The organism is Arthrobacter sp. AL12, from assembly GCF_029960645.1.
In the GTDB taxonomy this organism is placed as follows: Bacteria; Actinomycetota; Actinomycetes; order Actinomycetales; family Micrococcaceae; genus Arthrobacter.
Genome location: NZ_JASBQY010000001.1, coordinates 392461 through 418672 on the forward strand (window position 1 = coordinate 392461; position 26212 = coordinate 418672).

General features: G+C 69.0%; 26 protein-coding genes. 7 read left to right on the plus strand and 19 right to left on the minus strand.

Features of this window, described 5'->3' with window-relative positions:
* Positions 1-192 precede the first annotated feature (192 nt).
* The 3 genes from QK291_RS01855 to lysS all read right to left on the minus strand — a co-directional run bounded on the left by QK291_RS01855 (position 193) and on the right by lysS (position 2379).
* Positions 193-519 carry an Lsr2 family protein gene (locus QK291_RS01855; protein ID WP_282378555.1) on the minus strand — a complete coding sequence of 109 codons (327 nt, stop codon included), beginning with the start codon at positions 517-519 and terminating at the stop codon, positions 193-195.
* A 136-nt stretch (positions 520-655) separates the two neighbouring features.
* Complete coding sequence (locus QK291_RS01860; protein ID WP_282378557.1) at positions 656-844, minus strand: hypothetical protein; 189 nt, start codon at positions 842-844, stop codon at positions 656-658.
* A 2-nt stretch (positions 845-846) separates the two neighbouring features.
* Complete coding sequence (gene lysS, locus QK291_RS01865; RefSeq protein ID WP_282378560.1) at positions 847-2379, minus strand: lysine--tRNA ligase; 1533 nt, start codon at positions 2377-2379, stop codon at positions 847-849.
* Between the two features lie 126 nt (positions 2380-2505).
* Here lysS and QK291_RS01870 point away from each other — a divergent pair, with 126 nt between their 5' ends.
* A complete protein-coding gene (locus QK291_RS01870; protein ID WP_282378562.1) occupies positions 2506-3132 on the plus strand; it encodes a thymidine kinase in 627 nt (208 codons plus the stop codon).
* Positions 3133-3217: 85 nt separating this feature from the next.
* Positions 3218-4051, plus strand: coding sequence for an alpha/beta hydrolase (locus tag QK291_RS01875; protein WP_282378563.1), 834 nt, complete (start codon positions 3218-3220; stop codon positions 4049-4051).
* A gap of 65 nt (positions 4052-4116) precedes the next feature.
* Here the strand turns inward: QK291_RS01875 and QK291_RS01880 are convergent, their stop codons facing one another.
* From QK291_RS01880 to dacB, 15 genes are all read right to left on the minus strand, one after another.
* Positions 4117-5613 (minus strand): DHA2 family efflux MFS transporter permease subunit, encoded by a 1497-nt coding sequence (locus QK291_RS01880; RefSeq protein ID WP_282378564.1) that lies wholly within the window; start codon positions 5611-5613, stop codon positions 4117-4119.
* A gap of 207 nt (positions 5614-5820) precedes the next feature.
* On the minus strand, positions 5821-6720 hold the full coding sequence (panC, locus tag QK291_RS01885) for a pantoate--beta-alanine ligase (RefSeq protein ID WP_282378566.1): 900 nt from the start codon (positions 6718-6720) through the stop codon (positions 5821-5823).
* A gap of 15 nt (positions 6721-6735) precedes the next feature.
* Positions 6736-7644 carry a DUF2520 domain-containing protein gene (locus QK291_RS01890; RefSeq protein WP_282378568.1) on the minus strand — a complete coding sequence of 303 codons (909 nt, stop codon included), beginning with the start codon at positions 7642-7644 and terminating at the stop codon, positions 6736-6738.
* Positions 7637-9226: a PH domain-containing protein gene (locus QK291_RS01895; RefSeq protein ID WP_282378570.1), complete on the minus strand. Its 1590-nt coding sequence runs from the start codon at positions 9224-9226 to the stop codon at positions 7637-7639. The genes QK291_RS01890 and QK291_RS01895 overlap by 8 nt, the downstream gene beginning before the upstream one ends.
* Before the next feature lie 36 nt (positions 9227-9262).
* Entirely contained in the window at positions 9263-9775 is a 513-nt protein-coding gene (locus QK291_RS01900) for a PH domain-containing protein (RefSeq protein ID WP_282378572.1), read from the minus strand.
* Entirely contained in the window at positions 9756-10277 is a 522-nt protein-coding gene (locus QK291_RS01905) for a DUF3180 domain-containing protein (protein WP_282378574.1), read from the minus strand. The genes QK291_RS01900 and QK291_RS01905 overlap by 20 nt, the downstream gene beginning before the upstream one ends.
* Positions 10277-10804: a 2-amino-4-hydroxy-6-hydroxymethyldihydropteridine diphosphokinase gene (folK, locus tag QK291_RS01910; RefSeq protein WP_282378576.1), complete on the minus strand. Its 528-nt coding sequence runs from the start codon at positions 10802-10804 to the stop codon at positions 10277-10279. Before folK ends, QK291_RS01905 begins: the two co-directional genes overlap by 1 nt.
* On the minus strand, positions 10801-11169 hold the full coding sequence (folB, locus tag QK291_RS01915) for a dihydroneopterin aldolase (protein WP_282378577.1): 369 nt from the start codon (positions 11167-11169) through the stop codon (positions 10801-10803). Before folB ends, folK begins: the two co-directional genes overlap by 4 nt.
* A gap of 14 nt (positions 11170-11183) precedes the next feature.
* The gene (gene folP / locus QK291_RS01920; protein ID WP_282378579.1) at positions 11184-12128 is read right to left on the minus strand and encodes a dihydropteroate synthase; all 945 of its coding nucleotides are present in this window, start codon (positions 12126-12128) and stop codon (positions 11184-11186) included.
* Between the two features lie 11 nt (positions 12129-12139).
* Positions 12140-12700, minus strand: coding sequence for a GTP cyclohydrolase I FolE (gene folE / locus QK291_RS01925; RefSeq protein WP_282378942.1), 561 nt, complete (start codon positions 12698-12700; stop codon positions 12140-12142).
* A gap of 90 nt (positions 12701-12790) precedes the next feature.
* The gene (gene ftsH, locus QK291_RS01930) at positions 12791-14863 is read right to left on the minus strand and encodes an ATP-dependent zinc metalloprotease FtsH (protein WP_282378581.1); all 2073 of its coding nucleotides are present in this window, start codon (positions 14861-14863) and stop codon (positions 12791-12793) included.
* Positions 14864-15074: 211 nt separating this feature from the next.
* Positions 15075-15626, minus strand: a complete 552-nt coding sequence (gene hpt / locus QK291_RS01935; RefSeq protein WP_282378583.1) for a hypoxanthine phosphoribosyltransferase — start codon at positions 15624-15626, stop codon at positions 15075-15077.
* 29 nt (positions 15627-15655) lie between these two features.
* Entirely contained in the window at positions 15656-16693 is a 1038-nt protein-coding gene (tilS, locus tag QK291_RS01940; protein ID WP_282378945.1) for a tRNA lysidine(34) synthetase TilS, read from the minus strand.
* Positions 16694-16788: 95 nt separating this feature from the next.
* Entirely contained in the window at positions 16789-17907 is a 1119-nt protein-coding gene (locus QK291_RS01945) for a zinc-dependent metalloprotease (RefSeq protein WP_282378585.1), read from the minus strand.
* 170 nt (positions 17908-18077) lie between these two features.
* Complete coding sequence (gene dacB / locus QK291_RS01950; protein ID WP_282378587.1) at positions 18078-19580, minus strand: D-alanyl-D-alanine carboxypeptidase/D-alanyl-D-alanine-endopeptidase; 1503 nt, start codon at positions 19578-19580, stop codon at positions 18078-18080.
* A 159-nt stretch (positions 19581-19739) separates the two neighbouring features.
* On the opposite strand from dacB, the gene QK291_RS01955 reads away from it, so the two are divergent.
* From QK291_RS01955 to QK291_RS01965, 3 genes are all read left to right on the plus strand, one after another.
* Positions 19740-20228, plus strand: a complete 489-nt coding sequence (locus QK291_RS01955; protein ID WP_282378589.1) for an inorganic diphosphatase — start codon at positions 19740-19742, stop codon at positions 20226-20228.
* Between the two features lie 138 nt (positions 20229-20366).
* A complete protein-coding gene (locus tag QK291_RS01960) occupies positions 20367-21701 on the plus strand; it encodes a carboxylesterase family protein (protein ID WP_282378591.1) in 1335 nt (444 codons plus the stop codon).
* Between the two features lie 37 nt (positions 21702-21738).
* Positions 21739-22500, plus strand: coding sequence for a DUF429 domain-containing protein (locus tag QK291_RS01965; RefSeq protein ID WP_282378594.1), 762 nt, complete (start codon positions 21739-21741; stop codon positions 22498-22500).
* A gap of 47 nt (positions 22501-22547) precedes the next feature.
* On the opposite strand, the gene QK291_RS01970 is transcribed toward QK291_RS01965, so the two are convergent.
* Complete coding sequence (locus QK291_RS01970) at positions 22548-24959, minus strand: phosphoketolase family protein (RefSeq protein ID WP_282378597.1); 2412 nt, start codon at positions 24957-24959, stop codon at positions 22548-22550.
* 63 nt (positions 24960-25022) lie between these two features.
* On the opposite strand from QK291_RS01970, the gene QK291_RS01975 reads away from it, so the two are divergent.
* Both QK291_RS01975 and QK291_RS01980 read left to right on the plus strand, forming a co-directional pair.
* Positions 25023-25463 carry a hypothetical protein gene (locus tag QK291_RS01975; RefSeq protein WP_282378598.1) on the plus strand — a complete coding sequence of 147 codons (441 nt, stop codon included), beginning with the start codon at positions 25023-25025 and terminating at the stop codon, positions 25461-25463.
* Positions 25464-25579: 116 nt separating this feature from the next.
* Positions 25580-26179, plus strand: a complete 600-nt coding sequence (locus QK291_RS01980) for a helix-turn-helix domain-containing protein (protein WP_282378601.1) — start codon at positions 25580-25582, stop codon at positions 26177-26179.
* Positions 26180-26212 lie beyond the last annotated feature (33 nt).

Here is a 26212-nt window from a genome sequence, read left to right on the forward strand (position 1 = left end):
CTTGAGTAGCTGGCGTTTGGTGTCGGCGGTGGTGGTCGGGGCGTGGTCACGATCCGTCGCTATTGGTGCTCCGGCTGCGGGCATGTGCGGCACCGGGGCCCGCCTACGACAAAGCCCCCGACCCGAGCGGGGGCAAAGTCACCGTTATTGCGCCGCGCGCCGTGTCCACGACGCGGGGTTTTGCCTTGACGGCTAGGAATTCGCCTTTTGGTAGGCTTCCTGAATTTCAGCCTGGATGCGCCCGCGGCTGTTTACCGCATAGCCGTTATCACGGGCCCATTGCCGGATCTGGGCCGAGTCCTGGTTCCGCCCGGATGAAATTTTGGTGCGTGTTGCGCGGCCGCTTGAGGTCTTGCGTGCGTGGGCTACGAACCGCTCAACTGCAGAGCGCAGTTCTCCCGCATTTTCCGAAGACAGGTCGATTTCGTAACTGACGCCGTCGAGGCCGAACCGGACAGTCTCGTCCGCGGATCCGCCGTCCAGGTCATCAACAAGGATGATTTTTACTTTCTGTGCCATTAAGACTCTCTTTCCAAAAAGGATGAGTATTTAGGAAAAGCAGGATCTATCTGCTTAAAGTATCCTCCGCTTTATGGCAACGAGTCAAAGTGAAAAAGAGTTTCCTAAGGAAAACCCAAGGTCGAATAGCCTGCTATTAGTTGATGCCGTTGGAATGGCCGTCGCTGCGGAGCGTATTGGGCGGCTGGGCTTTTTCGTCAGCTTCCGCCTGGGCCCGCGCTTCGGCTTGGCGTTCGGATTTGTCCGCATTGAAAATCGATTTCATGGCGAACCAGAAAATCAGTCCGACGACCACGGAGGGAAGCAACACGGCGATGTACTCCATGGTCAGTGTCCTTCGGGCTTCAGCAGGGGGAACAATATGGTCTCGCGAATGCCTGCACCGGTGAAGAGCATAACTAGCCGGTCGATGCCCAGTCCGATGCCGCCCATGGGCGGGGCGCCGTACTCCAGCGCCCGCAGGAAGTCCTCGTCCAGCTGCATGGCCTCCACGTCGCCGGCGGCGGAGCGGCGGGACTGTTCGGTGAGCCGTTCGCGCTGGATTACCGGGTCAATGAGCTCGGAGAACGCCGTGCCGCGCTCCATGCCGCCGATGATGAGGTCCCAAGCTTCGATCAGCCGGTCGTCCTCGCGGTGCTGGCGGGCCAGCGGCTGGGCGGAGGGCGGGTAGTCGTAGACGAACGTCGGGTTCAGCAGCGTGGGTTCGACGAGTTCGCCGAAGAGTTCCACCACGAGCTTTTCGGCATCCCAGTTGGCGTCGACCTTGACCTCATGCCTGGCGGCGAGCGCCAGCAGTTCCGACGCCGGGGTCTCCGGGGTGATTTCCTGGCCCACGGTTTCGGAGAGCCCCGGATAGACCGCCATCCAGGCCCAGTCGCCGCCGAGGTTGATCTCCCCGGCCTCGGTCTGCAGCACGCGGCCCACTCCGGCGGCGTCGGCGGCGTCGAGGATGAGTTCCTTGATCCGGTCCGCCATGACGAACTGGTCGGCCCAGGCCTCGTAGCTTTCCAGGGTGGTGAATTCCGGGCTGTGGGTGGAGTCGACGCCCTCATTGCGGAAGACGCGGCCCATGTCGTAGACCCGGTCGATCCCGCCGACAACGGTGCGCTTGAGGTACAGCTCGGTGGCGATCCGCAGCGTCATCCTCTGGTCGAACGCGTTCATGTGGGTCTCGAACGGACGGGCCGTGGCGCCGCCGTGGACCAGTTGCAGCATCGGGGTCTCCACCTCGACGTAGCCCTGGCGGTGCAGGGTCTCGCGGATGGAGCGGGTGATCGCGGCCCGGGTGTAGACCATTTCGCGGGCTTCGTCGCGGACAATGAGGTCCACGTAGCGCTGGCGGACCCGGGTCTCCTCGTTGAGCTCGGCGTGCAGCACCGGCAGCGGGCGCAGCGCCTTGGACGCCATCGACCAGGACCCGGCCATGACGGAGAGCTCACCGCGCCGCGAGGAGATGACCTCGCCCTTGATGAACACATGATCACCCAGGTCCACGAGGGCCTTCCAGTCCGCGAGCGCTTCCTCGCCGATGTTAGCCAGGCTCAGCATGACCTGCAGCCGGACGGCCTTGCCGTCCGCGCCGCCCTCCTGGAGCGTGGCGAAGCAGAGCTTGCCGGTGTTGCGGATGAAGACGATGCGCCCGGTCACCCCGACGACGTCGCCGGTGGTTTCGTCGGCCTGGAGGTGCGCGTACTTCTCCCGGATCTCACCCAGTGAATGGGTACGCTCAACACCGACCGGATACGCCTCGACGCCGCGCTCGATCAGCTTGGCGCGCTTCTCCATGCGGATGCGCGTCTGCTCGCTGGCTTCATGGGAATCGGCGGCGGTATTCGGGGCGGAGGTGTTTTGGGAAGTCACAATCCCCAAGTTTACCGGGGATTCTCCCCCTGCCGGTCCCGCCGAGCCAGGGGCGGTTGCGGAATAGCTGGGCCGCCGGGCGCCGCACCTTTACAATCGGTGGGCGACCCTTTCGAAAGGACCCCCTTGGCCAAGCTCTACTTCCGCTACGGCGCGATGAACTCCGGCAAATCAACGGGTCTGCTGCAGGCCGCCTTCAACTATGAGGAGCGCGGCCAGCGGGTCCTGCTGGCCAAACCGGATGTCGACACCAAGGGCGACGCTGACGTCGTGTCGCGCCTGGGCATGACCCGGTCGGTGGACTTCCTGATCCCGGCCGGGGCGTCCGCCCGCGAGCTGTTCACCGCCCAGGCCCACGGGGATGACCCGGATGCCCTGCTGGAGCACGTGGACACCCAGCCGGTGGCCTGCCTGCTGGTGGACGAGGCGCAGTTCCTCGAACCGGCCCAGGTGGACGACCTTTTCCGGATCGCCGTCCTGGACAACGTTCCCGTCCTGGCCTACGGCATCCGCACGGACTTCCGCACCCGGGCGTTCCCGGGATCGCTGCGGCTGCTGGAAATCGGGCACACCCTCGAGGAACTCAAAACCATCTGCCGCTGCGGCCGCAAAGCCATCTTCAACACCCGCCGGTCCGGAGACCAGGTGGTCTTCGACGGCGACCAGGTCGCGATCGACGGCCAGGACGTCTGGTACGAGTCGCTGTGCGGCTCCTGCTACCTCGAGGTCTCCGGCGGGCGGCTGGGCGGCTAGGCTCATGGCCGGCCCCGGCGCCCCACGAACCCCAGCGCCCGGAACCCTACTGCGCCGTAGCTGCAGCCTCGGCTAGGCTCTGACCATGAACCGCGAGAACATCAGAACCCCCGACGGCGGAACGATCGAGCTTTTCAGCACGGGTGCCGAGCTGGCCTCGGCGGGCTCAGGCGTCGTCGTCGTTGCGGCCTCCATGGTGACCGCCGCCGACTACACCCGCCTCGCCCAGAAGCTCAGCGCGTCCCTCGGGCGCCCGGTGCACACCTTCAACCGGCGCGGCCGCGGCTCGTCCTCCCCGCAGCCGGAGGACTACACCCTCAACGTGGACATCAAGGACCTCGCCGCGGTGATGAAGCACACCGCCAGCACGGACGTGTTCGGGCACAGCTTTGGCGGCGCGGTGGCGCTGCACGCGGCCCGCACCCTGCCGGTGGAGCGCCTCGCCGTGTACGACCCGGCCGTCTCCGTGAACCACAGCGTCACCGCGGACTGGACCACCGAATACGAGAAGGCGACGGCGGCCGGGGACGACGACCGCGCCCTCGCCGTCCTGCTCCGGGGCCTCGAGACCGGCAGTGCCCTGTCCCGGATGCCGCTGTCGATGCTGACGCTGGCAAACAAACTGGCCGCCGGCACCCCGCTCGGCAAGCAGATGCGCGAGCTGATGAAGACCGGGGTCCGGGAGATCAAGGCCATCATCGCCGCCGACATGCCGGCCGAGCCGTTCCTGGAGCTGCCGCTGGAGACACTGATCATTGTCGGCGAGAAGAGCCCGGCGTACTTCGGGGTGGCGTGCGCCCAGATCCACGAGGTGCTCTCCGGCTCCAGCTACACAATTCTGCCGGGCATGGGCCACGACGGCGTCAACAAGGCGCCGGACAAGCTCATCTCCGCCCTCAGTGAATTCTTCGCCAGCTAACAACTCGGCCGCACCACACCAACGCGGGGTCACCTTCCGCCCATCCGGGGCCTCGGGGTGGGCGCTTAGTGACCCCGCGTTGGTTTTGGCGGGTTAGCGGGGGCGGGGTGGTCCGCCGCGGCGGTCTTGCGCATCAGCGTCGACAGGACGACGGCGGCGACGGCGATGACCGAGGCCGTCAGGAACGCCGCGTGCATTCCCGCGACGATTCCCGCGCCGGCGGACACCACAGCGTAGATCGAGACGAGCAGCGCCGTTCCGGCCGCACCGGCCACCTGCTGCAGGGTGCTCATGATGGCCGAGCCGTGGGAGTACAGGTGCGGCGGCAGCGGGTTCAGCCCCGTGGTGAACGCCGGCGTGAAGATCAGGGCCAGCCCCAGGCTGAGGCCCACGTGCATCGCGATGATCCACCCGACCGGGGTGCCGGCGTCGAGCAGGGAGAACTGGAACAGGGCCAGCACGAGCAGGGACGAGCCGGTGACCGTCAGCGGCAGCGGGCCGACCCTGTCGAAGAGCCGCCCGATGAACGGGCCCAGCAGGCCCATCGCGAGGCCTCCCGGCAGCAGGGTCAGCCCGGTTTCCAGCGACGTCAGACCGCGGACCTCCTGCAGGTACAGAGGCAGGAGGATCACGGAGCCGAACAGGGCGATCATGGCCACGACGAGCAGCAGCACGGACACCGTGAACATCCGGAAGGTGAACGCCCGCAGGTCCAGCAGGGGCGCCTCGGACGTCTGCAGCCGCAGCTGGCGGTGAACAAACGCCACCATGGCAACGGCGCCCACGGCCAGCGCAATGACGGCGGGCGAGCCGGGGCCGGACGCGCCGCCGCCGATCTGGCTCAGGCCGTAGACGATCCCGCCGAACGCGGGAACGGTCAGCAGCACGGACAGGACGTCCAGCCGGGTCTTTTCCTTTTCGCCGATGTTGGTCAGGAACCGGGCCCCGATGGCGAACGCGGCCAGCGCGATCGGCAGGACAAAGACGAACATGAAGCGCCAGGAGAAGTGCTCAAGGATCAGTCCGGACACCGTGGGGCCCATGGCCGGCGCCACCGAGATGGCGATGCTCACGTTGCCCATCACGAAGCCGCGGCGTGACACGGGGACCAGGGTGAGGATGGTGGTCATCAACAGGGGCAGCATGATGGCCGTGCCCGCGGCCTGGACAATCCGGGCGAGCAGGAGGATTTCAAATCCGGGAGCCAGCGCCGCGAGCAACGTGCCGCCGGAGAACAGGCCCATGGCCAGCATAAAAACAGCGCGCGTGGACAGCCGCTGCAGGATGAAGCCGGTCGTGGGAATCACGATGGCCATCGTGAGCATAAATCCGGTCGACAGCCACTGCACCGTGGGGGCAGTAACGCCGAGATCCACCATCAGGCGCTGCAGCGCGACGTTCATAATGGTTTCGTTCAGGATCACCACGAAGGTGGCCACCAGCAGGGTGGCGATGACGGTAACCGACTCCCGGGACATCTTTACCGGCGGTGCGGCGGCCTCCGCGGCGGCCTGGGCCTGCGCGGGATCGCCGGCAGGCTTTGAAGAGACGTCTGTAGACATAGGGGTTCCCTCAGGGAGTTTCGAAGTGGGGTCGGCGAGCGTCGTCGCTACATCAAGCGCCAACCGGCAACGCGACGCGCTAATTCCCGGCGCGGGAGATATATTCCTGCGGCCTGAAAGCCAACGCGGGGTCAGGTACGGTCCGTCGACGGCGTCGGCATGGGCCGTACCTGACCCCGCGTTGGATTTATGGTGGCGGGGGCTGCGTCAGGAGTCCAGCGGGATGTTGTCGATCAGCCGGACCGGGCCGACCGTGGCCGCGATGATCGCCAGGCCCTCGCCGCGGAACGGGGTGTCCCGGCAGTTCTCGGCCAGCGGGTCCAGGGTGCGCGGATCCACCACCTCGAAGTAGTCCAGGTGCACGAGCGGCTGGGACTCCACGAGGGCCCGCGCGGACTCAAGGTCCAGGGGCTGGTGGGCGTTGGCCCGTTCCTCGACCAGTCGCAGCGCCCGCGAGAGTACCAGCGCCGCCTCGCGTTCCTCGGCGGAGAGGAAGCGGTTGCGGCTGGACAGCGCGAGGCCGTCAGCGGAGCGCACGATCGGCACGGGGACGATCTCCACCGGGAAGTTCAGGTCCGCCACCATGCGCTGGACCAGGGCCAGCTGCTGGGCATCCTTCTGTCCGAAGTACGCCCGGTAGGCCGGCAGTTCCGGGCCCGCCGCCGCACCGGGCGTCCCGTAGTGCAGCAGCTTGGCCACCACGGTCAGGGCGCCGTCGAAGTGCCCGGGCCGGGACGCGCCCTCCCACTTCTCGGCCACCGGGCCCGCGCTGATCCGGACGCGGGGTGCCCCGCCGGGGTAGACCTCGTCCACGTCCGGGGCGAACACCAGGTCCACGCCCACCGCGTCCAGCAGCGCCAGGTCCGCCGCGAGGGTCCGGGGGTAGCGTTCCAGGTCCACGGCTTCGCCAAACTGCAGCGGGTTCACGAAGATGCTCACCACCACCACATCGTTCTGTTCGACGGCGGTGCGCGCCAGTTCGGCGTGCCCCTCGTGCAGGGCGCCCATGGTGGGCACCAGGCCCTGCGAGGTGCCGCCCTTCTCCTGGAGCAGGCGGGCACTTTCGGTCCGGAGCCGGGCAGCCGTGGTTACGAGTTGGATCGCCAAGTTGGGGGACCTTCCTTAGGTTAGCGGGCCGTCGAGGTCCGGGCCCTCGAGCGCCTGCGTGATGTCGCCGAGTCGCGCGGGCTTCAGCAGTCCCCGGCGTCCTGCCCGGCGGGCGGTCGCCCGGGCCATGGCCAGGTACGCCTCCAGAATATCGCCGTCCGCGCCGCCGTCGTGCTCCCGCAGGGCCTCGGCGTGCGCGGCAACGGTGCCCACGTCGCCGCGGGCCACCGGCCCGGTGAGGGCCGATTCGCCCGAGGCGAGCGCGTTCTCCAGGGTCGCCCGCAGCAGCGGTCCCAGCATGCGTTCGGGGGCCTCGACGCCGACCTCCCGGAGCAGCTGCGAGGCCTGCGCCACCAGGGTGACGAGGTGGTTGGAGCCGTGCGCGAGGGCCGCGTGGTAGAGGGTGCGGTCGGCCTCGGCGATCGCGACGGGCTCCGCGCCCATCTCCACGACGAGGGCCTGGGCAATGGGCAGCATCGCGGCATCCGCCGTGACGCCGAAGGTGCAGTCCAGCAGCCGGGTCAGGTCCAGGCTCATCCCGGTGAAGGTCATCGCGGGGTGCAGCGCCAGCGGGATGGCGCCGGCGGCCCGGACCGGATGCAGGATCCCGACGCCGAAGCGTCCGGAGGTGTGGGCGACGATCTGCCCCGGCTGCCAGGCGCCGAGCTTCGCCAGGCCCTCGATGAGCGGGCCGAGCGCGTCGTCGGGGACGGCCAGGAGCACGAGTTCGGCGCGCTCGACGATGTCCTGCACGTCCAGCACCGGGACACCCGGAAGCAGGGTCTCCGCGCGTTCGCGGCTGGCGTTCGAGACCGCGGAGACGCCGACGATGGCGTGTTCCGCGCCGCGAAGCGCCGCCCCCAGGACGGCGCCGACCTTGCCGGCGCCGATGATTCCGATGCCGAGTCGTCCTGGTTTAGCCATGCTGCCGGTCTTCCTGACTGTTGGGTTCTTCGATGTGGGAAGCTCCGGCCACGAGCGGGCGGACCTGGTCCAGCCAGTGCTCGCTGGTCTGGCGTTTGCGCGCGGCCCGGGCCCGGGCCGCCTGTGCATCCAGCAGCGCCCGGCCCTCGTCGAGGCCGGCCTGGATCAGCCGCGGGGACACCGGCCCGGCGGTGGTGTGCAGCACCAGGTCCGCCACCCGGAAGCGCCGGGCCAGGGGGCCCTGCTCCAGCGCCAGGGACTGGGTGCGCTGGTGCGGGACCACCACGAGGTGCCGCCACCAGCGGCCCGAGCGGATCAGCAGGGCCGTGGCCGTGGCGGTGAAGCCGTTGCGCCGCCAGCCCAGCGGGGCCAGCAGCCGGCCGCGCCGCGGGGTGGTGACGAAGCCGCCGTCGTCCATCCCGGAACCCGCCGCCTCGACAGGAACGCCCGCCGGCCCCGCCGGTCCTTCAACGGACACGGCGGGGGCCATGCCGTTGACGCCGGCGGTGAAGATCCGCACCGGGTCCGGGGTTCCCGGGTCGGGCAGGACCAGGGAGAGCATGGTGAGCACGTCGGGGAAGGTCCCCACCGGCAGGAGCGTGGTCCGGGATGAGGCCTCGCCGTTGCTTCCTGCGGCGCCGTAGCCGGCCACGTTGACCTGGATCCGGTACCAGCCCAGGAGCCGCCACAGCGGCGGCTGGCTGACCCGCAGGGCCTGGATTCGCCCCGGCGGCAGGGTCTGCGCCTGGGTGTCCAGCAGCCCGTAGCGCAGACGGATGCCGTCCGGGGAGATGGCGGCGGTGAAGTTGTAGCCCCTGTTGATGGCGTTCCAGTAGGCAGCCACCATGCCCAGCACGGCCGGGATCAGGAACAAATAGAAGCTCCGGTTCTCGGTGACCGCGGAGAGGGCCACGGAGACCAGCCCGCCGACGACGACGACCACGCTCTGCTCGCTCAGCAGCAGGGACCCGATGAGGCGCCCGGGCGGGACGGTGAGCACGGCGTGTTCGGGCGCCTCCGCCGCGACGGCCCCGGGCTGCGCGGGGTCCGGCACCACTCCGGCGGCGCGGGCGAGGATCGTGGCCCGGAGCTGCCGCGCCTCGTCCATGCGGAGGTAGGCGAGCCGGACCGCGGACTCCCCGGCGTCGGCGACCTCGAACTTGAGCTCGGCCAGCCCGAAGAGCCGGGCGAGCAGCGGCTGGACGATGTCGATCGCCTGGACCCGGTCCAGCCGGGCCTGCCGCTGCTGTTTGAAGAGGAAGCCGGTGTTGATCCGGACGTAGCCTTGCGCCACCTGGTAGCGGGTGAAGTACCAGCTCAGGACGTAGCCCAGAACGGTGAGGAGCAGCAGCACGCCGCCGCCGAGCAGCAGCCACGGTGCCCGGCCTGCGAGCTGCTCATCGACGAGCGGGCCGCCCTGGAGCATCCGCTCGAAGGTGTCCCGGAAGAAGAAGAAAACAATGGCGGCCAGCGCCACCCAGCCGCGCACGAACGGCGAGGCCGGGTGCACGCGCAGCCACGCGCCGTCGGGGGTCCCCGCCTCGGCGCCGGCGGACGCCTCCGGGGCCGTGTCCGGCCTCACTGGGTTCCCCTGACGGAGGACCTCACAGCGGGACCGTCACAGTCCGGCCAGCCGGGCTTCACCACGGGCGGAGAGCTGCTCGCGGAGCCGTGCGCCCTCCGCGGCGGGCAGGCCCGGGATTTCGGCGTTGGTGCCGGCGGACGCGGTGTGCAGTTTCAGGGTGCACAGGCCCAGGCCGCGTTCCACCGGTCCGGCGCCGATGTCCACGTACTGCATCCGGCCGTAGGGGACCACCAGGGTGCGCTGGAAGAAGATGCCGCGGCGGATGAGCAGGTCATCCTCACGTTCGGCGTAGCCGATGGCGCGCACCTGGCGGGGAATGAGCAGGAGCCGCCACAGGGCCAGGACCAGAATCACGGCCGGGAGGGCGACGGCCAGCCAGAGCGGGAAGTTCTCCCACCAGCCGGTGACGACAAGGACCAGCGGAACGCACAGCAGCGCCACGACGACGAGGTTGGCCAGCGCCCAGCTGGCGAGCCGGACCGTGACGTATTTTGGTGAGACGCGCAGCCAGGTGATGCCCGGGGGGTCAATCGCCTCGGTACGCATATTCGCCTTCCGATTTGGGTTTGCGCTTGTCCTGGAGCCCCAGGGCCGATTCGCCCTCTCCCTCCTCGGGAGGGATCCGGCAGAACCGTTCCACCATCAGTCCGACGCCGATCATGGCCAGGCCGCCGCCGGCCATGGCCAGGGCCTGCCAGGCGAGGGTCTGGTCGCTGCGCAGGTTCCAGAGGCGCAGCTGGTCCACGAAGATCCCGGCATGCCAGCCCAGCAGCACACTGCCGGTGTAGGCGCAGGCCTGGGCGAGGACGAGGGTCCAGGCGGCCAGGATCGGGTTGAGCATTTTCTTCTTATTGCCGTTCCGCCAGCGCAGCACCCGGATGCCCAGCACGACGGTGAGCACCATGATCACGCCCATCGTGATGAGCCCGTTGAGCGGCAGCACGGGGGTGTTCAGCCCGTAGCGGGTCGTCAGCAGGGCCGCGAGCCAGCCCAGGATCGCCACAGCGACGCTGATCACCAGCAGCACCAGGGGGCTGGTCAGCTTCATCACTCCACCCCTCCGGCCACGCCGTGGAGGTTTTCGAAGCCGTCGAAGGGCACGAGGTCGGCGAAGTCGGCGGCCTTGACGGCGAGTTCGCCGACGCGTTCGCCGTTGAGCTCGGCGCCGGGGTCGATGAGCGACCACGGGTAGAGCACAAACGCCCGCTCGGCTGCGCGCGGGTGGGGCAGGGTCAGCTCCGGGTCGGAACTGGCCAGTTCCCCGTACGTGATGATGTCGACGTCGAGGGTGCGCGGGCCCCAGCGCACGTCGCGGACGCGGAGGTGCTTCTGCTCCACCGCGTGGCAGTGCTGCAGCAGCTCCAGGGGCGCCAGTGTGGTCTCCACGGTGATCACCATGTTGAGGAAGTCCGGCTGGCCGGCAGGCCCGCCCACGGCCTTGGTCTGCACAATCGGCGAGATGGCCAGCAGGCGGACCTCGGGCGGGTCGACGAGGTCCGCGACGGCCGCCGAGAGGGTGTCGCTGCGCGCCCCCAGGTTGCTGCCGAGCGCGAGCACGGCCCGGGTGTAGTTCATGGCTGTTCCTGCCGGGTCCGCCGGACGCTGACGGAGACGTCGCCGAATTCGACTGCGATCGGGGCCTTGGGTTTGTGCACGGTGATGTCCACAGCGGCGACGGGGAACTTCGACAGCACGTCCTCGGCGATCCGCACCGCCAGCGCCTCGATCAGGTTCAGTGGCTCCCCCGTGATCCAGCCCCGGACGCATTCGGCCACTTCACCGTAGTGCGCGGTGTCGAACACGTCATCGGAGGCGGCGGCGCGGCTGAAGTCCAGGTGCAGCACGGCATCGACGACGAACGGCTGGCCGTTGCGCCGCTCGAAATCCAACACGCCGTGGTGGCCGACGGCGGTGACGCCGGTCAGCGTGATCTGGTCCATGGTGGCCTGTCGGTTCAGTTCTCGCCGGCGGCGGCCGGCGCAGCAGCTGCCGGCGCCGTGGTCAAGCGGGCGGCGACCTTGACGGCGTCGAGGCTGGGGCCGACGTCGTGCACGCGGACGGCCCAGGCGCCCCGGTGGGCGCTGATGGCGGTGACAGCGGCGGTGGCTGCGTCGCGTTCGGCCGGCGGGGCGGCCTTGCCGGCCTCGGTCAGGAGGCTGCCGATGAACCGCTTGCGGGAGGCTGCGACGAGCACCTTGTGGCCCATGGCCTGCAGGACGTCCAGGCGGCGGAGCAGTTCCCAGTTCTGCTCCTCGTTCTTGGCGAAGCCCAGTCCCGGGTCCAGGATGATCTGTTCCGGAGCGACGCCGGCCGCGTACAGCTTGTCGCGGACGCCGGCGAGTTCCGCGGCCACGTCTTCCGCGACGTTCCCGTACTCGGTCAGGGAGTCCATGGTGCCGGCGTCGCCGCGGCGGTGGGTGAGGATATAGGGGACCTTGCTGCGGGCCGCCAGGTCGGCCATCTCCGGCTCCATGGTCAGCCCGGAGACGTCATTGATGATGGCGGCACCGGCGTCCAGCGCCGCTGCGGCGGTGGCGGAGTGCGTGGTGTCGATACTGACCAGGACCCCGGCCTTCACCAGGGCCTGGATCACGGGCAGCACCCGGCGCTGCTCCTCCTCGACGCCGACCTCGACCGCTCCCGGGCGGGTGGATTCGCCGCCGACGTCGATGATGTCGGCACCGCCGTAGAACATCCGCAGGCCGGCGGCAATGGCCGTGTCGGCGGCGGCGTGCTCGCCGCCGTCGCTGAAGGAGTCCGGGGTGACGTTCAGGATCCCCATCACGAGGGTCCGGTCCGTGGGAAGGTTCGCGAATTTGGCGGCCGGGCGCGGCTTGCGCAGGACGGGCAGGGGCGAAGTCGCCGGTCCGGTTCCGGGGGCTGCGGCTAAGGAATCCATGGTTTGTGTTCTTACCTTCCGATGATGAGGCTCATGGCCTCGGCACGGGTGGCCGGGTCATGGAGTTGCCCGCGCACCGCGCTGGTGACGGTCTTGGCGCCGGGCTTGCGGATGCCGCGCATCGACATGCACAGGTGTTCGCATTCGACGACGACGATGGCGCCGCGGGGCTTGAGATGGGTGACTAGGGCTTCGACGATCTGGGTGGTGAGGCGTTCCTGGACCTGGGGGCGGCGGGCGAACATGTCCACGAGCCGCGCGAGTTTGCTCAGGCCGGTGACTTTCCCGTCATGCGAGGGAATGTAGCCCACGTGGGCGACGCCGTGGAACGGAACGAGGTGGTGCTCGCAGGTGGAGTAGAAAGGGATGTCCTTGACCAGGACGAGTTCCTCGTGGTCCAGGTCGAATTGGGTGGCCAGGATTTCAGCCGGATCGTGGTGGAGCCCGGCGAACATCTCGGTGTAGGCCTTCGCGACCCGCCGGGGGGTGTCCAGAAGCCCGCTGCGGTCCGGGTCCTCGCCGATGGCCAGGAGGATCTCACGGACGGCCGCCTCGATGCGGGGCTGGTCCACGACGGCGCCGGGGACGGGCGCTCCCGCCGCCAGGGAATCGGTGGCGGGAGCGTCGTCGTCGTCATTGAAGAAAGAAGTCACGGAAGAAGCCTAGCCGGGATGGCCGTCGGGCCCGAGATCCGATACACCGCCCTGGAACGGCTCCTGTCCGGAGACAACCCCCTGGGCGTGCGGCGGGAACGTGTCCAGCGGTTCCTCGAGGCGGGCTTCCTTGGCTTCTTCCTGCGCTTCGCGTTCGGCTTTCTCGCGGCGGGACTCCACCGGGCCGATCTCCTGGATCGGGCGGGTCTCCTTGGAGAGCCAGATCTCGCGGAAATCACGCTTCCGGATGTTGGTGAAGACCTGGGCGATTTCGGCCTGGTTCAGCGTTTCGCGTTCCAGCAGTTCGAGTGCCAGCTCGTCCAGGACGACGCGGTTCTCAATCAGGATGGCGTAGGCCTCATCGTGGGCGCCCTCGATCAGGCGGCGCACTTCCTCGTCGACGATGTAGGCGATCTGGTCGGAGTAGTTGCGTTCGTGGCCGGCGTCGCGGCCCAGGAAGGGCTCGCCGCCGCCCTGGCCGAGGCGCACCGCGCCGACGCGTTCGCTCATGCCGAACTCGGTGACCATCTTGCGGGCGATCCCGGTGGCCTTCTCGATGTCGTTGGATGCGCCGGTGGACGGGTCGTGGAAGACGAGCTCCTCCGCGACGCGCCCGCCCATGGCGTAGGCCATCTGGTCGAGCAGTTCGTTGCGCGTGATGGAGTACTTGTCGTTTTCCGGAACCACCATGGTGTAGCCCAGGGCGCGGCCGCGGGGCAGGATGGTGATTTTGGTGACCGGGGCCGAGTTGCGCAGCGCCGCGGCGACGAGGGCGTGGCCGCCTTCGTGGTACGCGGTGACTTTGCGTTCGTGTTCCTTCATGACGCGGCTGCGCTTCTGCGGGCCGGCCATCACGCGGTCGATGGCCTCGTCTAGGGCTCGGTCATCGATCAGGTTCGCGTTGGAGCGGGCGGTCAGCAGGGCGGCCTCGTTGAGGACGTTGGCCAGGTCCGCACCGGTGTAGCCGGGGGTCTTCTTGGCCACGGCCTTCAGGTCGACGCCCGGAGCCATCGGCTTGCCCTTGGCATGGACCTTCAGGATCTGGTCGCGGCCGATCAGGTCGGGGGCCTCGACGGAGATCTGCCGGTCGAAACGGCCCGGGCGCAGCAGGGCCGGGTCCAGTACGTCGGGGCGGTTGGTGGCGGCGATCAGGATGACGTTGGTCTTGACGTCGAAGCCGTCCATTTCAACCAGCAGCTGGTTGAGGGTCTGCTCGCGTTCGTCATTGCCGCCGCCGATGCCGGCACCGCGGTGGCGGCCGACGGCGTCGATCTCGTCCACGAAGATGATGGCGGGGGCGTTCTGCTTGGCCTGCTCGAACAGGTCGCGGACACGGGAGGCGCCCACGCCGACGAACATTTCCACGAAGTCGGAACCGGAAATGGAGAAGAACGGGACACCGGCTTCGCCCGCGACGGCCCGGGCCAGCAGGGTCTTGCCCGTGCCGGGAGGGCCGTAGAGCAGCACGCCCTTGGGGATCTTGGCCCCCACGGCCTGGAACTTCGCCGGTTCCTGCAGGAATTCCTTGATTTCTTCGAGTTCCTCGACGGCTTCGTCGGCACCGGCCACGTCACTGAAGGTGACCTGGGGCATGTCCTTGTTGACCAGCTTGGCCTTGGACTTGCCGAACTGCATGACCTTGGAGCCGCCGCCCTGCATGCGGGAGAGCAGGAACCAGAAGAGGACACCAAGCAGGAGGACCGGGACCAGGAGGGAGAACAGTCCGGCGAACCAGTTGTTCTCGACCGGCTGGTCGGTGTAGCCGCTCGGCGGGCGGGCGTCCGTGACGGCTTTGACGACATCGTCCGCGCGGGCGTTGACGTAGTAGAACTGGATGTTCTTGCCCTTGTCCTGGCCGTCAACCTGCAGGTTTTCCTTCAGGACCAGGTCCACACGGTTTTCCGCGTCGAAGATCTTTGCCTGTTCAACCTTGCCGCCTTTGTCGGTCAGCAGCGCGAGGCCCTTGTCCGTATCGATCCGGGCTGCGCCGCCCGGGGACAGGGTGGCAAAGGCGAGCAGGAGCATGCCGACAACAACGACAATCCAGATGCCCGGGCCCTTGAAGAAACTCTTAGCTTTCATCTGTTCGGGGCAGGCCCCGTCCCTCCTGGTAGTGCTGCACGGCGACCGTTCTGCGCGCGTGTGATACTGCGTCAGTGTCTAGCTATACACCGTCGCCTTAGCTCACGCACGGTGAAGTCCAAAAGTTCCCTGAGGGCGTAGCGGGGCCGGGCGGGACCGCGCCCTGCCGGGCCCGCGCCGGGTCCTGTCCAGCCGGACGTAACGGCGGCGGCTACTCGTAGACGTGCGGCGCCAGGGTGCCGACGAAGTCCAGGTTGCGGTATTTCTCGGCGTAGTCCAGGCCGTAGCCGACCACGAACTCGTTGGGGATGTCGTAGCCGACGTACTTGACGTCGATCTGGACCTTCGCCGCCGTGGGCTTGCGGAACGCGGTGCAGATTTCCACCGACGCCGTGCCGCGGGATTCCAGGTTGGTCTTGAGCCAGGACAGGGTCAGGCCGGAGTCAATGATGTCCTCGACGATCAGGACATCCTTGCCCATGAGGTCCGTGTCCAGGTCCTTGAGGATGCGGACCACGCCGGAGGACTGCGTGCCGGACCCGTAGGACGAGACGGCCATCCAGTCCATGGAAACGTGGCTGTGAAGGGCACGGGCGAGGTCGGCCATGACCATCACGGCGCCCTTTAGCACGCCGACGATCAGCAGATCGCGGCCCTCGTAGTCCTTGTCGATCTGGGCAGCGAGTTCGGTGATCCGTGTCTGGATCTGCTCCCTGGAGTACAGAACGTGCTTGAGATCTGCCTGGACGTCGTTTGAATCCACCAATAACTCCTGTGTAGATGCGGGGGCAACTATATTTTGGGCGGTTTTTGAGGCCGGAATACAAGCTTCCCACAGCGGGCCGCTTCGCGGGGAACGCCGCCGGGGCCGGACTGCCCTTCGGCCAGGAGCTCGACGAGCGAGAGCCGGTGGACACTGACGCCGCCGGGGAGCTCCACCGGGCCCGCCGATCCCTGCCGGCGGAGCAGTGCTTCCGCGGCGAGCAGCCGCTGGTAACTGGGCTGGACGCCTCCGACGGCGGCCGCGGCCTTCGCGATGACCCGGAACCTTACGGCCGGTGCCAGTTCGCGCAGGGCTTCCTCCGGGAGGCTGATGGTACCGCCGGACTGTTCCCGCAGCCGGACGAAGGTGTCATTGGCCACGTCCTCCAGGTAATCGGCGTCCAGCTGCAGGATCGCGGCAGTGCGCGCGAGCGATTCGGCCACCCCCGGGCCCAGCTTCTCCTCGAGCAGCGGCAGCACCTCCACCCGCGTCCGGGACCTGGCAAACGCCGGATCCGCATTGCTGGGATCGTGCCAGGGGTCCAGGCCCTCGACCTCGCAGATCTCGAGCGTGTCCGCGCGGCGCAGTCCCAGGAAGGGGCGCAGCAGGCGGCCGCGGGCGGGCCGCATGCCCGCCAGGGAACGGGTTCCGGAGCCCCGGGCCAGCCCCAGCAGCACCTGTTCGGCCTGGTCATCAAGGGTGTGTCCGAGCAGGATGGCCTGGGCACCGGTGTCGTCGGCGGCGGCTTCAAGGGCGGCGTGCCGGGCGTCCCGGGCAGCCGCCTCCGGCCCCATCCCGGTGGAGGCAACCTCGACCGTCCTGACCTGCACGGACGAGAGCCCCAGTTCCCGCAGCGTCACGGCGGTGGCGGCGGCGACCTCGGCGGATCCGGGCTGCAGCTGGTGGTCCACGACGGCGGCGCCCACGGTGACGGGGTGGCCGTCGACGTGCCCGCGGCGGGCGAAGTGGGCGGCCACCGCGGCGAGGGCCAGTGAGTCGGGTCCGCCGCTGCAGGCGACCAAGATCCGTTCCGGATAGCCGGCGCCGGCCAGCGCGTCCTGCAGCATCTTCCGCGCAGTGCCGACGACGGGCGCCAGCCGGCCGGGCCGGCGTCGTCCGCTGGAAAGTTGTCCGCTGGAAACGGGACTGGATGTCACGGGACCTAGTGCCCCATCCGCTCGAGCCAGAGCCCGGAGTTGTGGATTTCGGCCTCGGTCGGCAGGTGGTCCGCGGACTCCCAGACCCGGTTGAAGCCCTCCATTCCGGCCACGTCCACGACTTCGCGGACGAACTTGGCGCCGTCGCTGTACTGGCGCATTTTGGCGTCCAGTCCGAGCAGGCTGCGGATGAACTTTTCGATCACGCCGCGGTCCGTGGCCCGGGAGTTGAAGCGTTGCCGGATGGTCTTCACGGAGGGCACAATGCTGGAGTCGACCGCGTCCATCACCACGTTGGCGTGCCCTTCGAGCAGGCTCATGAGGGCGGTCAGGCGCGAGATCGCGGCCTTTTCCTCGGGGTTCTGCAGCAGGTCCAGGATGGCGCCCCGGCTCGGGGCGGAGCCGGATGCCGTGCGGTCCTTGAGCGATTTCGCGGCGGCCGAGGCCCGTTCCATCAGGGAGTCGACGTTGCCGAGCAGCTGCCCGCTGAGGCTGTCGATCTCCTCCAGCATGTGGTGCCGCAGCCAGGGCGCCGCGGCGAACTGCACCCGGTGGGTCTGTTCATGGAGGCAGACCCAGAGCCGGAAGTCTTCGGGTTCGACGTTGATTTCACGCTCGACGGAGATGATGTTCGGCGCCACGAGGAGAAGGCGGCCGCCAGCGGGGGCGGAGGAGTTCTCGGCAAGCGCAGAGAAGGGGTCGTACTGGCCCAGGACCTTGCTGGAGAGGAAGGCGAGGATGGCGCCGAGCTGGCTGCCCGTGATGGCGCTGCTGACGCTGGCCATGCCGGGGTTCATGGTGCCGCGGCGGCTCTCGAGCATCTTTTCCATCGCGGGCTGGAGCATCACGGCGAAGCTTTGCGTGTTGGCCTTGGACCAGGACGCGCGGTCCACCACCAGGACCGAGGAATCGCGCAGGTCGCGGGCCGCCTCCAGGCCGGTGATGTCATGGACGTGGGGCACGGAAAGGTCCGCCATCAGCCGCAGGTTGTCGACGGCTCCGCCGATCTCCGCCGATCCCAGCACGGGGCCGGCGGGCGTCAGGCGGGCGGCGGTGGAGGCGGCAAGCTCCCAGTTGATCAGGGCTTGGGCTTGGACTGATGTCTCGCGGGCAGAGGGCTCCATAGGCTCCATCAGACCACAGCGGACTGACATTGCGCCTTAAATTCGGCGGGCGGCGAACGACCGGCGGCTCAACGCCGCCGTCCAGGCCATCCGCTGCTCCGTAACTGCCGTTTCCGGGGTCCAAAAGGACGTTTATGGAGCAGTCGACGGTTCGAAGTTGGCCGCAGGGGTCAGCGGCAGCCGCAGCCGGCCAGGACGGAGGCGGTGCGGTCCAGCGCTGTTTTGTTCCCCGCCCCCGGGGTCAGCCCGTTGCCGACAAAGGAAAACACCAGAAGCCGGCCGTCGGCGTCCACGACGTAGCCGCTCAGGGCGATGACAGTGTTGAGCGTACCGGTCTTGGCTCGGACCAGGCCTGCACCGCCGGCCGTCGCCGCGTCGTCCACGTACCGTTCCCCCAGGGTTCCGGTGAGCCCGGCGACCGGGAATCCGGCCAGGCCGGCGCGCAGCCGGGTATCCGCGCCCGAGGTCATGTTCCGGACCACTTCGGCCAGCTGCCGGGCCGAGACCCGGTTTGCCAGGGCCAGCCCGGAGACGTCGGCGGCGCGCAGCGTGGCGGCGGGGATGTTCAGGTCTGCCAGCTGCTGCAGCACGGCCGCGACGGCGCCGTCGTTGCTGCCGGGCTGCCCGGCGGCGAGCGCCGCCATGCGGCCGATCACCTCGGTCAGGTAGTTGTCCGAGGTGCGCAGCAGCAGGTCCACCTGCTGGCCCACCGTGGCGGACTGGACTTCGGCCAGGACCCGGGTGCCGCCGTCGTCCGTTCCGGCGCGGACCCGCGTGACGCCGGGCGCCACCGTCAGGCCGGCCGCACCGGCCGCCGCCGCGAGCTGGGCGGAAAACGCCTCGGCAGCGCCCATCGCGGCGTCCTGCGGGCGGGGGCCGGTGGTGGTGGCAGGGTCGAAGCGGGCCGAGTTCAAGGCGAGCGGGAACAGCGGGGCCATCTCGCCGGCGGCCACATCCTCCAGGTTCCAGGCCGGGTTCAGCGCGGGGCCGGTAAAAAGGGAGTCGTCAAGCTGGACCGTCAAGGGGACGGAGACGCCGTCGTCCTGCAGGGCCCGGACGGACGACTGCGCCAGGCTGGCGAGCCCGGCATGGCCCAGCACGGCGCCGGGCACCGATTCGCCGGCACCGAGGAGCACGTCCCCGCCGCCGGTGAGCACGACTGACCCGGGGGCCGCCCCGGCGACGGCCCGGGTGCTGAAACGGCGTTCCGGGCCGAGTGCGCGCAGGGCCGCGGCGGCCGTCAGGAGCTTCATGTTGGAAGCCGGGACCCGGACCTCGTCGCCGGACCGGTCGAAGAGGACCTCCCCGGTGAGGGCGTCCTGCACCACACCGGTGAAGTCCCCGGCGCCGGCGGTCTTGAGCGTTTCGTTGAGCTGGGCCGCGAGCGGGCCGGGCTGCGGGACGGGGGCGGCGGCTGCGAGCGGTTCGATGCCGTCCGGGCCGGTGCCGGCCGCCGCGCCGCCGGGGGCGGCCAGTGAGCCGGGGGCCTGGTGCCAGGGCGGGGTGGCCGGCGCGGTTTCGGCGGGGCTGGGCCCGAGGAAAGCGGGGGCGACGGCTACGCCGGCGGGGAGGGCGAGTGCCGCGACCAGCAGGGTCTGGAGCAGCAGCGGGGGGCTCCGCCGCAGCGGCCCGGTCACCGGGTCAGCGCCCGGGTGGCTCGTTCTGCGTTTCATGCCGCTGCTGGTCCTTTAGTGCTGAAATGTCCCCACAAGTTCCTGAAACCCGGGCCTCTCGCTATATCCTCAATAGTAGTCGGCGGCACCGTCAGCCTTTTGTGCGTGCCGCGCATCCCCGAAGACCGCGCACCCCCGCAATTTCTCAAGGAGCAGTCCATGAAGCATGACGTGACCATCGAGATCCCCAAGGGATCACGCGTCAAGTACGAAGTCGACCACGAAACGGGCCGCGTCCGCCTGGACCGCGTCTTGTTCACCTCGATGCAGTACCCCACGCACTACGGTTTCTTCGAGAACACCCTGGGCGAAGACGGCGATCCGCTGGACGCCCTGGTGCTGCTGCAGGACTTCGATCTGCACCCCGGCGTCATTGTTGAGTCCCGCCCCATCGGCGTGTTCAACATGACCGACGACGGCGGCGGGGACGCCAAGGTGCTCTGCGTGCCGGTCGACGCGCGCTTCGATCACATCAACGAGATCAGCGATGTCAGCGAATTCCTGATCAAGGAAATCGAGCACTTCTTCACCCGCTACAAGGACCTGGAGCCGGGCAAGTGGGTCAAGGCCGAGGGCTGGGGAGACCGCGCCGCCGCCGAGGCCGAGCTCGAGGCCTCCATCAAGCGTTACGTCCCCCACACGCACTAAAGCACCCCAAACTCCAACGCGGGGTCACTTGCTGCCCATCCGGACGCCGGATATGGTCCGTGAGTGACCCCGCGTTGGAGTTTAAGGGTGGAGGGCCGCTGTCAGCAACGGGTCAGAAATGTGTGAAATCGTTGGCTTATGAAGCCCGAGCCTGCCTTTAGTCCTCCCTGCGGTCCGGTCACCGGCTGGCGGGACGGTGACGTCGTGCGGGCCACCGGGATCCCCTATGCCGCCGCGGGACGATTCCAGCCTCCGGTAAGCGCACCGGACCGGACCGGGGTCCTCGCCGCGACGTCCCTGTCCCCGGCGTGCCCGCAGGCCCCGGTGCCGTTCCTGGACGACATCCTCGGCACCCGCTACGGGGAGCTGCCCGGCAGTGAGGACTGCCAGCGGCTCTCCATCACCATGCCGGCCGGGCTCGACGACGGCGAGCGGGTCCCGGTGATGGTGTGGCTGCACGGCGGGTCCTACACGTCTGGTTCCGGGGACCTGGCGATCTTCGATCCCAGCGCCCTCGTCGCCGAAAACCGGGTCATCGTGGTGTCCGTGACATACCGCCTGGGCCTGTTCGGCTATCTCTCGACGGGCACGGGCCGGCCCGCAAACCTCGGCCTGCTGGACCAGCTCGAGGCGTTCCGCTGGGTCCAGCGCAACATCGGTGCCTTCGGCGGCGACCCGGGACGGGTCACCGCTTTCGGGCAGTCCGCCGGCGGCGACGCCGTCGCCCACCTCATGGCGACTCCGGAGGCCCCCTCCCTGTTCCAGCGCGCCATCATTCAAAGCGCACCCCTGGGCATCACCCGCGGCCGGGAAAAGATGAGCACCGCGATGGGCATCGCGGCGGAGCACGTCACCGAGGACACCCCGGCGATGGACGTTGTGGAGATCGAAGGACACGTGTCGCAGGTGGCCCGGAAGTTCGGGTTGATCGCGGCCATGCCGTTCGGCACCCAGTACGGGCACTCCCCCTTGCCGCCGGAATCCGGCATTGAGGACGCCTGGAACGCCACGGCGCCCGGGATTGAGGTCCTGATCGGACACACGTCCGAAGAAGCCCGGCTGTTCCTGCCGCGCAACCCTGTCGTCGGCCGGCTGGCCAAGGTCCCGGTGCTCGGGACCGCCGTCGTGAAAGCCATCAACTGGGCCGTGACCGAGGCGGTGTACGGCCGGGCCGCCAGGAAGTTCGCCCGCCGGCACGCCCAGGCCGGCGGCACGGCCTACAGCTACGTGCTCTCCTGGGCGGCGCCGGGGAACTTCTACGGGGCCGCGCACACCGTCGACCTGCCGCTGCTGTTCGGGGACCAACAGACCTGGGCAGGTGCCGGGCTGCTCACGGGCGCCAGCTGGGAGGACATCAACACCCAGGGCCGGGCCCTCCGCGCTGTGTGGGCCCGCTTCGCCGCCGGCGAGGGCCTGGCCAGCCCGGGTGGGCTGCCCGGCGCCCTCCGGTACCGCTCTGTATCAGCCGGATGAAAGGGATCCTGCGGCTTGCCGTCGCGGGCGGGCCGCGGTGAGGACCCTCGGCGTGGACCTCGCCGCAGCCACCCGGAAGACCGCGGCCGCCGTCATCGAATGGGGCAACGGTACCGCCCGCCTGGCGCATCTGGCCCTCGACGTCGGCGATGAGGAAATCGTGCGGCTCTTCGGCGCCAGCGACATGACCGGGATCGACTGCCCGGTGGGCTGGCCGGACGCCTTCCTGCCCTTCCTGGCCGGACACCTGGCCTTCGAGCCGCACCCCGTGCTGGACTATGACGGCATCGAGGGACGCCGGCTGCTGGCCTACCGGGACACCGACCGTTTCGTCACCGCCCAGACGGGGCTGATCCCGCTCAGCGTCTCCGCCGACCGGCTGGCCCACCCGGCGATGCGCTGCGCCGTCATCCAGGCCAAAATCGCCCGGGACCACGGCCCGCAGGCCCGGGACGGCAGCGGCCGGCTCGCCGAGGTCTACCCGGCGGCGTCGCTGAAATCCTGGGGCCTGCTGGCCCGCGGCTACAAGGGTCGCGGCGGGGCGGAAACGCAGCGGCTGGCCGGGGTCCTTGACGCGCTGCAGCAGGCAGCGCCCTGGCTGGACCTGGCCGGCCACGCGGACCGGATGGCCGGGTCCGATGACATGTTCGACGCGCTCATCGCCGCCCTCACGGCCCGGGCCGTGGCGCTCGGCGTGACGCTTCGCCCGGATGCCGCCCATGCCCGGGCCGCCCGGACCGAAGGCTGGATCCACCTGCCCACCGGCGGGCTGGACGGGCTCCCCGGCACCCAGCCGTAGCGGCGGCGGCACCCGGGCCGCGGGTGGCGCGGCTGCCGGCAGCGGGGCTAGTCCCGGCCGAGGGTCCAGCCGCTGATGTCCTCCGCGTCCTCGCCGTGGTCCCGGGTGTGGTTGTGCGCCCGGATCCGGCTGTCCTGCAGCGCCTGCCGCAGCAGCGAGTGCTTCTCCGCCAGGCCCGGCACCCGGTCGATCGCGTCGATGGCGAGCTGGAAGCGGTCAATCCCGTTGAGCATGGCCATATCGAAGGCCGTCGTGGTGGTGCCCTCCTCCTTGTAGCCGCGGACGTGCAGCCCCTCCTGGTTGGTCCGCCGGTACGCCAGCCGGTGGATCAGGGACGGATACCCGTGGTAGGCGAAGATGATCGGCTTGTCCGCCGTGAAGATCCCGTCGAAGTCCCGGGACGTCAGGCCGTGGGGGTGTTTGCTGGCGTCCTGGAGCCGCATCAGGTCCACCACGTTGACCACCCGGATCTTCAGTCCCGGGGCACCGGCCTTCAGCAGTTCCGCCGCGGCGACCGTCTCGACCGTCGGCACGTCGCCGGCACAGGCCAACACGACGTCGGGCTCCTCGCCGGGGACCTCGGAACCGGCGAATTCCCAGATGCCCAGGCCGCGCTGGCAGTGGTGCGCGGCGTCGGCGGGGCCGAGCCAGGTCGGCGAGGGCTGCTTGCCGCTGACCACGATGTTGACGTAGTCCCGTGAATCGAGGCAGTGCTCCATCACGGAGAGCAGCGTGTTCGCGTCCGGGGGCAGGTAGACGCGGATGACCTCCGCTTTTTTGTTCACGGCGTGGTCAATAAAGCCGGGATCCTGGTGTGAAAAGCCGTTGTGGTCCTGCTGCCAGACGTGCGATGACAGCAGGTAGTTGAGCGAGGCGACCGGCCGGCGCCAGGGCAGTTCACGGTGCACCTTGAGCCACTTGGCGTGCTGGTTGAACATGGAATCGACGATGTGGATGAACGCCTCGTAGCAGCTGAACACGCCGTGCCGGCCGGTCAGCAGGTACCCCTCAAGCCAGCCCTGGCAGAGGTGTTCGCTGAGGACCTCCATGACCCGACCTGCGCGGGCCAGATGCTCATCGAGTTCCTCGATCCGGTACTGCCACACCTTGTCCGTGACCTCATAGACGTCCTGCAGGCGGTTGGACGCCGTCTCGTCTGGGCCGAACAGCCGGAACGTCTCGGGGTTCTGGCTGATCACGTCGCGCAGCCAGGACCCCAGCGTGATCATGGCGCTGACCCGCTCGACCCCCGGTTGCGCCACCGGGACGGCATGATCCTCGTACTTCGGCAGTTTGAGGTCCCGTAGCAGCACGCCGCCGTTCGCGTACGGGGAAGCGCTCATCCGCAGTGGGCCCTTGGGGGCGTTCGTCGCGACCTCCGGCCGCAGCCGTCCGGCGTCGTCGAACAGCCCGGCAGGGCGGTACGATTCGAGCCACTCCCCCAGCTGCGCCAGATGCTCCGGGTTGGTGCGCACTTCGGACAGCGGCACCTGATGGCTCCGCCACGTTCCTTCCACTTGCAGCCCGTCGACGACTTTGGGTCCGGTCCAGCCCTTCGGCGAACGCAGCACGATCATGGGCCAGCGCGCGGCCCGGTCTTCGGCAGGTCGGGCCGGCCCGCCGCCTGCAGTTCCGCTCCTGCGGGTGGACTGGATGGCCCGGATCTCCGTGAGGCAGTCGTCCAGTACTGCGGCGAAGTCCCGGTGCGCGGCCGCTGTGTCGTCCGGATGGGCCACGGTCACGAAGTGCGGCTCGTGCCCGTAGCCGCGCAGCAGCTGTTCCAGCTGGGCTTCGGGCATGCGGGCCAGGATGGTGGGGTTGGCGATCTTGTAGCCGTTCAGGTGCAGGATCGGCAGCACCGCACCGTCATGGACCGGGTCCAGAAAGTTGTGGGAGTGCCAGCTCGCCGCCAGCGGCCCGGTTTCGGCCTCGCCGTCGCCGATGACGACGGCGGTGATCAGATCGGGGTTATCGAAGACGGAGCCGTAGGCGTGCGCCAGGGAATAGCCGAGCTCACCCCCTTCGCTGATGGAGCCCGGGGTTTCCGGGGCGGCGTGACTGGGGATTCCGCCCGGGTAGGAGAACTGCCGGAAGAGCTCAGCCATGCCCTGCCCGTCGTCGCCGACGTTGCTGTAGATCTCGGAGTAGGTTCCCTCAAGCCAGGCGTTCGCCACGACGGCGGGGCCGCCGTGGCCTGGCCCGGCAATGAAAAGCATGCTCTGGCTGTCCCGGCGGATGACCCGGTTCAGGTGGGCGTAGACGAAGTTCAGTCCCGGCGTGGTGCCCCAGTGGCCCAGCAGCCTGGATTTGGTGTCGCCGGCGCTCAGGGGTTCCCGCAGCAGCGGGTTGGAGCGGAGATAGATCTGCCCCACGGAGAGGTAGTTGGCGGCCCGCCACCAGCGGTCCACCAGCTCCAGTTCCGCGCTGCCGGTCCGGGCGCTATTCGCGTCATCTCCCAATGCAGTCCTCTTTCCTTCGGGTCTCCGTCGGCGGCGCAGCCCCATCGCAACGTCCCTGACCGGTTGAGGCTACCAGCCCGCACGGCGTCCGGCGCCTTCTATTTGCCAAAGCCGGGATGGGCCCACCTCCGGGGCCGCAGCCTCGATGCGCTGGTGGTCATGGTGGCGGCCGGCGTCCTGATGGTGGTGCTGAACGCGATGGTCCAGAACCTGGCACTCGGCCCGCTGGCCTTCGCCCTCCTGGACAGCGAGGGCCTCTTCGCCGCGGCGCTGGGGGCGATCTGGTTTGACGCCGCCGCCGGTATGCTCTCCGTCCGCATCAGTGACGGCACGACGGCGGGCGCCTGGCTGGGGGCTGGCGTGCCACCTGTTGGTCCTTTGCACCGCCCTATCTGGTCATGGCGATTGCCGCAGCGTTCAACGGCGGGGGCGGGGACAGTTTCTCGGCGAATTTCGTCTCCATTGACCGCCGTCCCGGGGTGGCAGGAAGCGCCGCCCCCGTAAGGGATCCGAAGGTTGCGGTGTCCGATTCGGCCCTGCCACCGGACCCCGTTAGTCAAGGGACGAGGCTTGACTAGGACATTTGCCAGCCCCTTACCACCGGGTAGTGTGGGTCCAGAATGTTCACGCTGACGATCAACCAAACCGACAGCCGGCGCGACGGCGACTGCGTGCCGCAGCTCCTCAAGGACCTGCGGCACATCCCGGCGCGCCTGGATTTCGACCGCTCGGTGGAGGACGAGGTCCAGGGCATTGTGGACTTGCCGCAGCAGGCCGTCGAAGCGGCGATGATCGCGCTGCGGACGGGCAGCTGGTACGTCGGCATCGGCGTCGGGCCCGTCAATGAACCTTTGCCGAACCAGATCAAGGACGCCTCCGGCCACGGGCTGATTTACGCCCGCCGCGCCGTCGACCGGCTGCGCAACGGCAAGGACCGGACTCCGGTGGCCGTGGAGGGCCCGCTGCCCGACCTCGCCGCGGAGTCCGAGGCCGTGCTGCGGCTGCTGGGGCACATTGTGCACGACCGCAGCCCCGCGGAATGGCGGGTCCTGGACCTGCTGACCCCCGGGGTCCGCGGACAGCAGAAGGCGGTGGCCGAGGAGCTCGGGATCACCACCCAGGCGGTCAGCAAGGCCGTGGCTCGGGCGCAGTGGAATGAGGAACACGCGGCGCGGCCCGCCGCGGCCCGGCTCCTGGGCCTCATTCTCGAGGTGCGCTGACCGCTCGCACCCTGCAGGCCGGCCCCGGCGCCG

What these genes read in the sequence shown, in the direction of transcription:
- QK291_RS01875 (WP_282378563.1), top strand. Translation starts at nt 3,218, where the DNA reads ATGAACCGCGAGAACATCAGAACCCCCGACGGCGGAACGATCGAGCTT.
- QK291_RS01905 (WP_282378574.1), bottom strand. Translation starts at nt 10,277, where the DNA reads ATGAAGCTGACCAGCCCCCTGGTGCTGCTGGTGATCAGCGTCGCTGTG.
- tilS (WP_282378945.1), bottom strand. Translation starts at nt 16,693, where the DNA reads ATGCTGCAGGACGCGCTGGCCGGCGCCGGCTATCCGGAACGGATCTTG.
- QK291_RS01860 (WP_282378557.1), bottom strand. Translation starts at nt 844, where the DNA reads ATGGAGTACATCGCCGTGTTGCTTCCCTCCGTGGTCGTCGGACTGATT.
- QK291_RS01955 (WP_282378589.1), top strand. Translation starts at nt 19,740, where the DNA reads ATGAAGCATGACGTGACCATCGAGATCCCCAAGGGATCACGCGTCAAG.
- QK291_RS01960 (WP_282378591.1), top strand. Translation starts at nt 20,367, where the DNA reads ATGAAGCCCGAGCCTGCCTTTAGTCCTCCCTGCGGTCCGGTCACCGGC.
- ftsH (WP_282378581.1), bottom strand. Translation starts at nt 14,863, where the DNA reads ATGAAAGCTAAGAGTTTCTTCAAGGGCCCGGGCATCTGGATTGTCGTT.
- folK (WP_282378576.1), bottom strand. Translation starts at nt 10,804, where the DNA reads ATGAACTACACCCGGGCCGTGCTCGCGCTCGGCAGCAACCTGGGGGCG.
- folB (WP_282378577.1), bottom strand. Translation starts at nt 11,169, where the DNA reads ATGGACCAGATCACGCTGACCGGCGTCACCGCCGTCGGCCACCACGGC.
- folP (WP_282378579.1), bottom strand. Translation starts at nt 12,128, where the DNA reads ATGGATTCCTTAGCCGCAGCCCCCGGAACCGGACCGGCGACTTCGCCC.
- QK291_RS01900 (WP_282378572.1), bottom strand. Translation starts at nt 9,775, where the DNA reads ATGCGTACCGAGGCGATTGACCCCCCGGGCATCACCTGGCTGCGCGTC.
- QK291_RS01890 (WP_282378568.1), bottom strand. Translation starts at nt 7,644, where the DNA reads ATGGCTAAACCAGGACGACTCGGCATCGGAATCATCGGCGCCGGCAAG.
- QK291_RS01855 (WP_282378555.1), bottom strand. Translation starts at nt 519, where the DNA reads ATGGCACAGAAAGTAAAAATCATCCTTGTTGATGACCTGGACGGCGGA.
- QK291_RS01980 (WP_282378601.1), top strand. Translation starts at nt 25,580, where the DNA reads ATGTTCACGCTGACGATCAACCAAACCGACAGCCGGCGCGACGGCGAC.
- QK291_RS01945 (WP_282378585.1), bottom strand. Translation starts at nt 17,907, where the DNA reads ATGGAGCCCTCTGCCCGCGAGACATCAGTCCAAGCCCAAGCCCTGATC.
- dacB (WP_282378587.1), bottom strand. Translation starts at nt 19,580, where the DNA reads ATGAAACGCAGAACGAGCCACCCGGGCGCTGACCCGGTGACCGGGCCG.
- QK291_RS01880 (WP_282378564.1), bottom strand. Translation starts at nt 5,613, where the DNA reads ATGTCTACAGACGTCTCTTCAAAGCCTGCCGGCGATCCCGCGCAGGCC.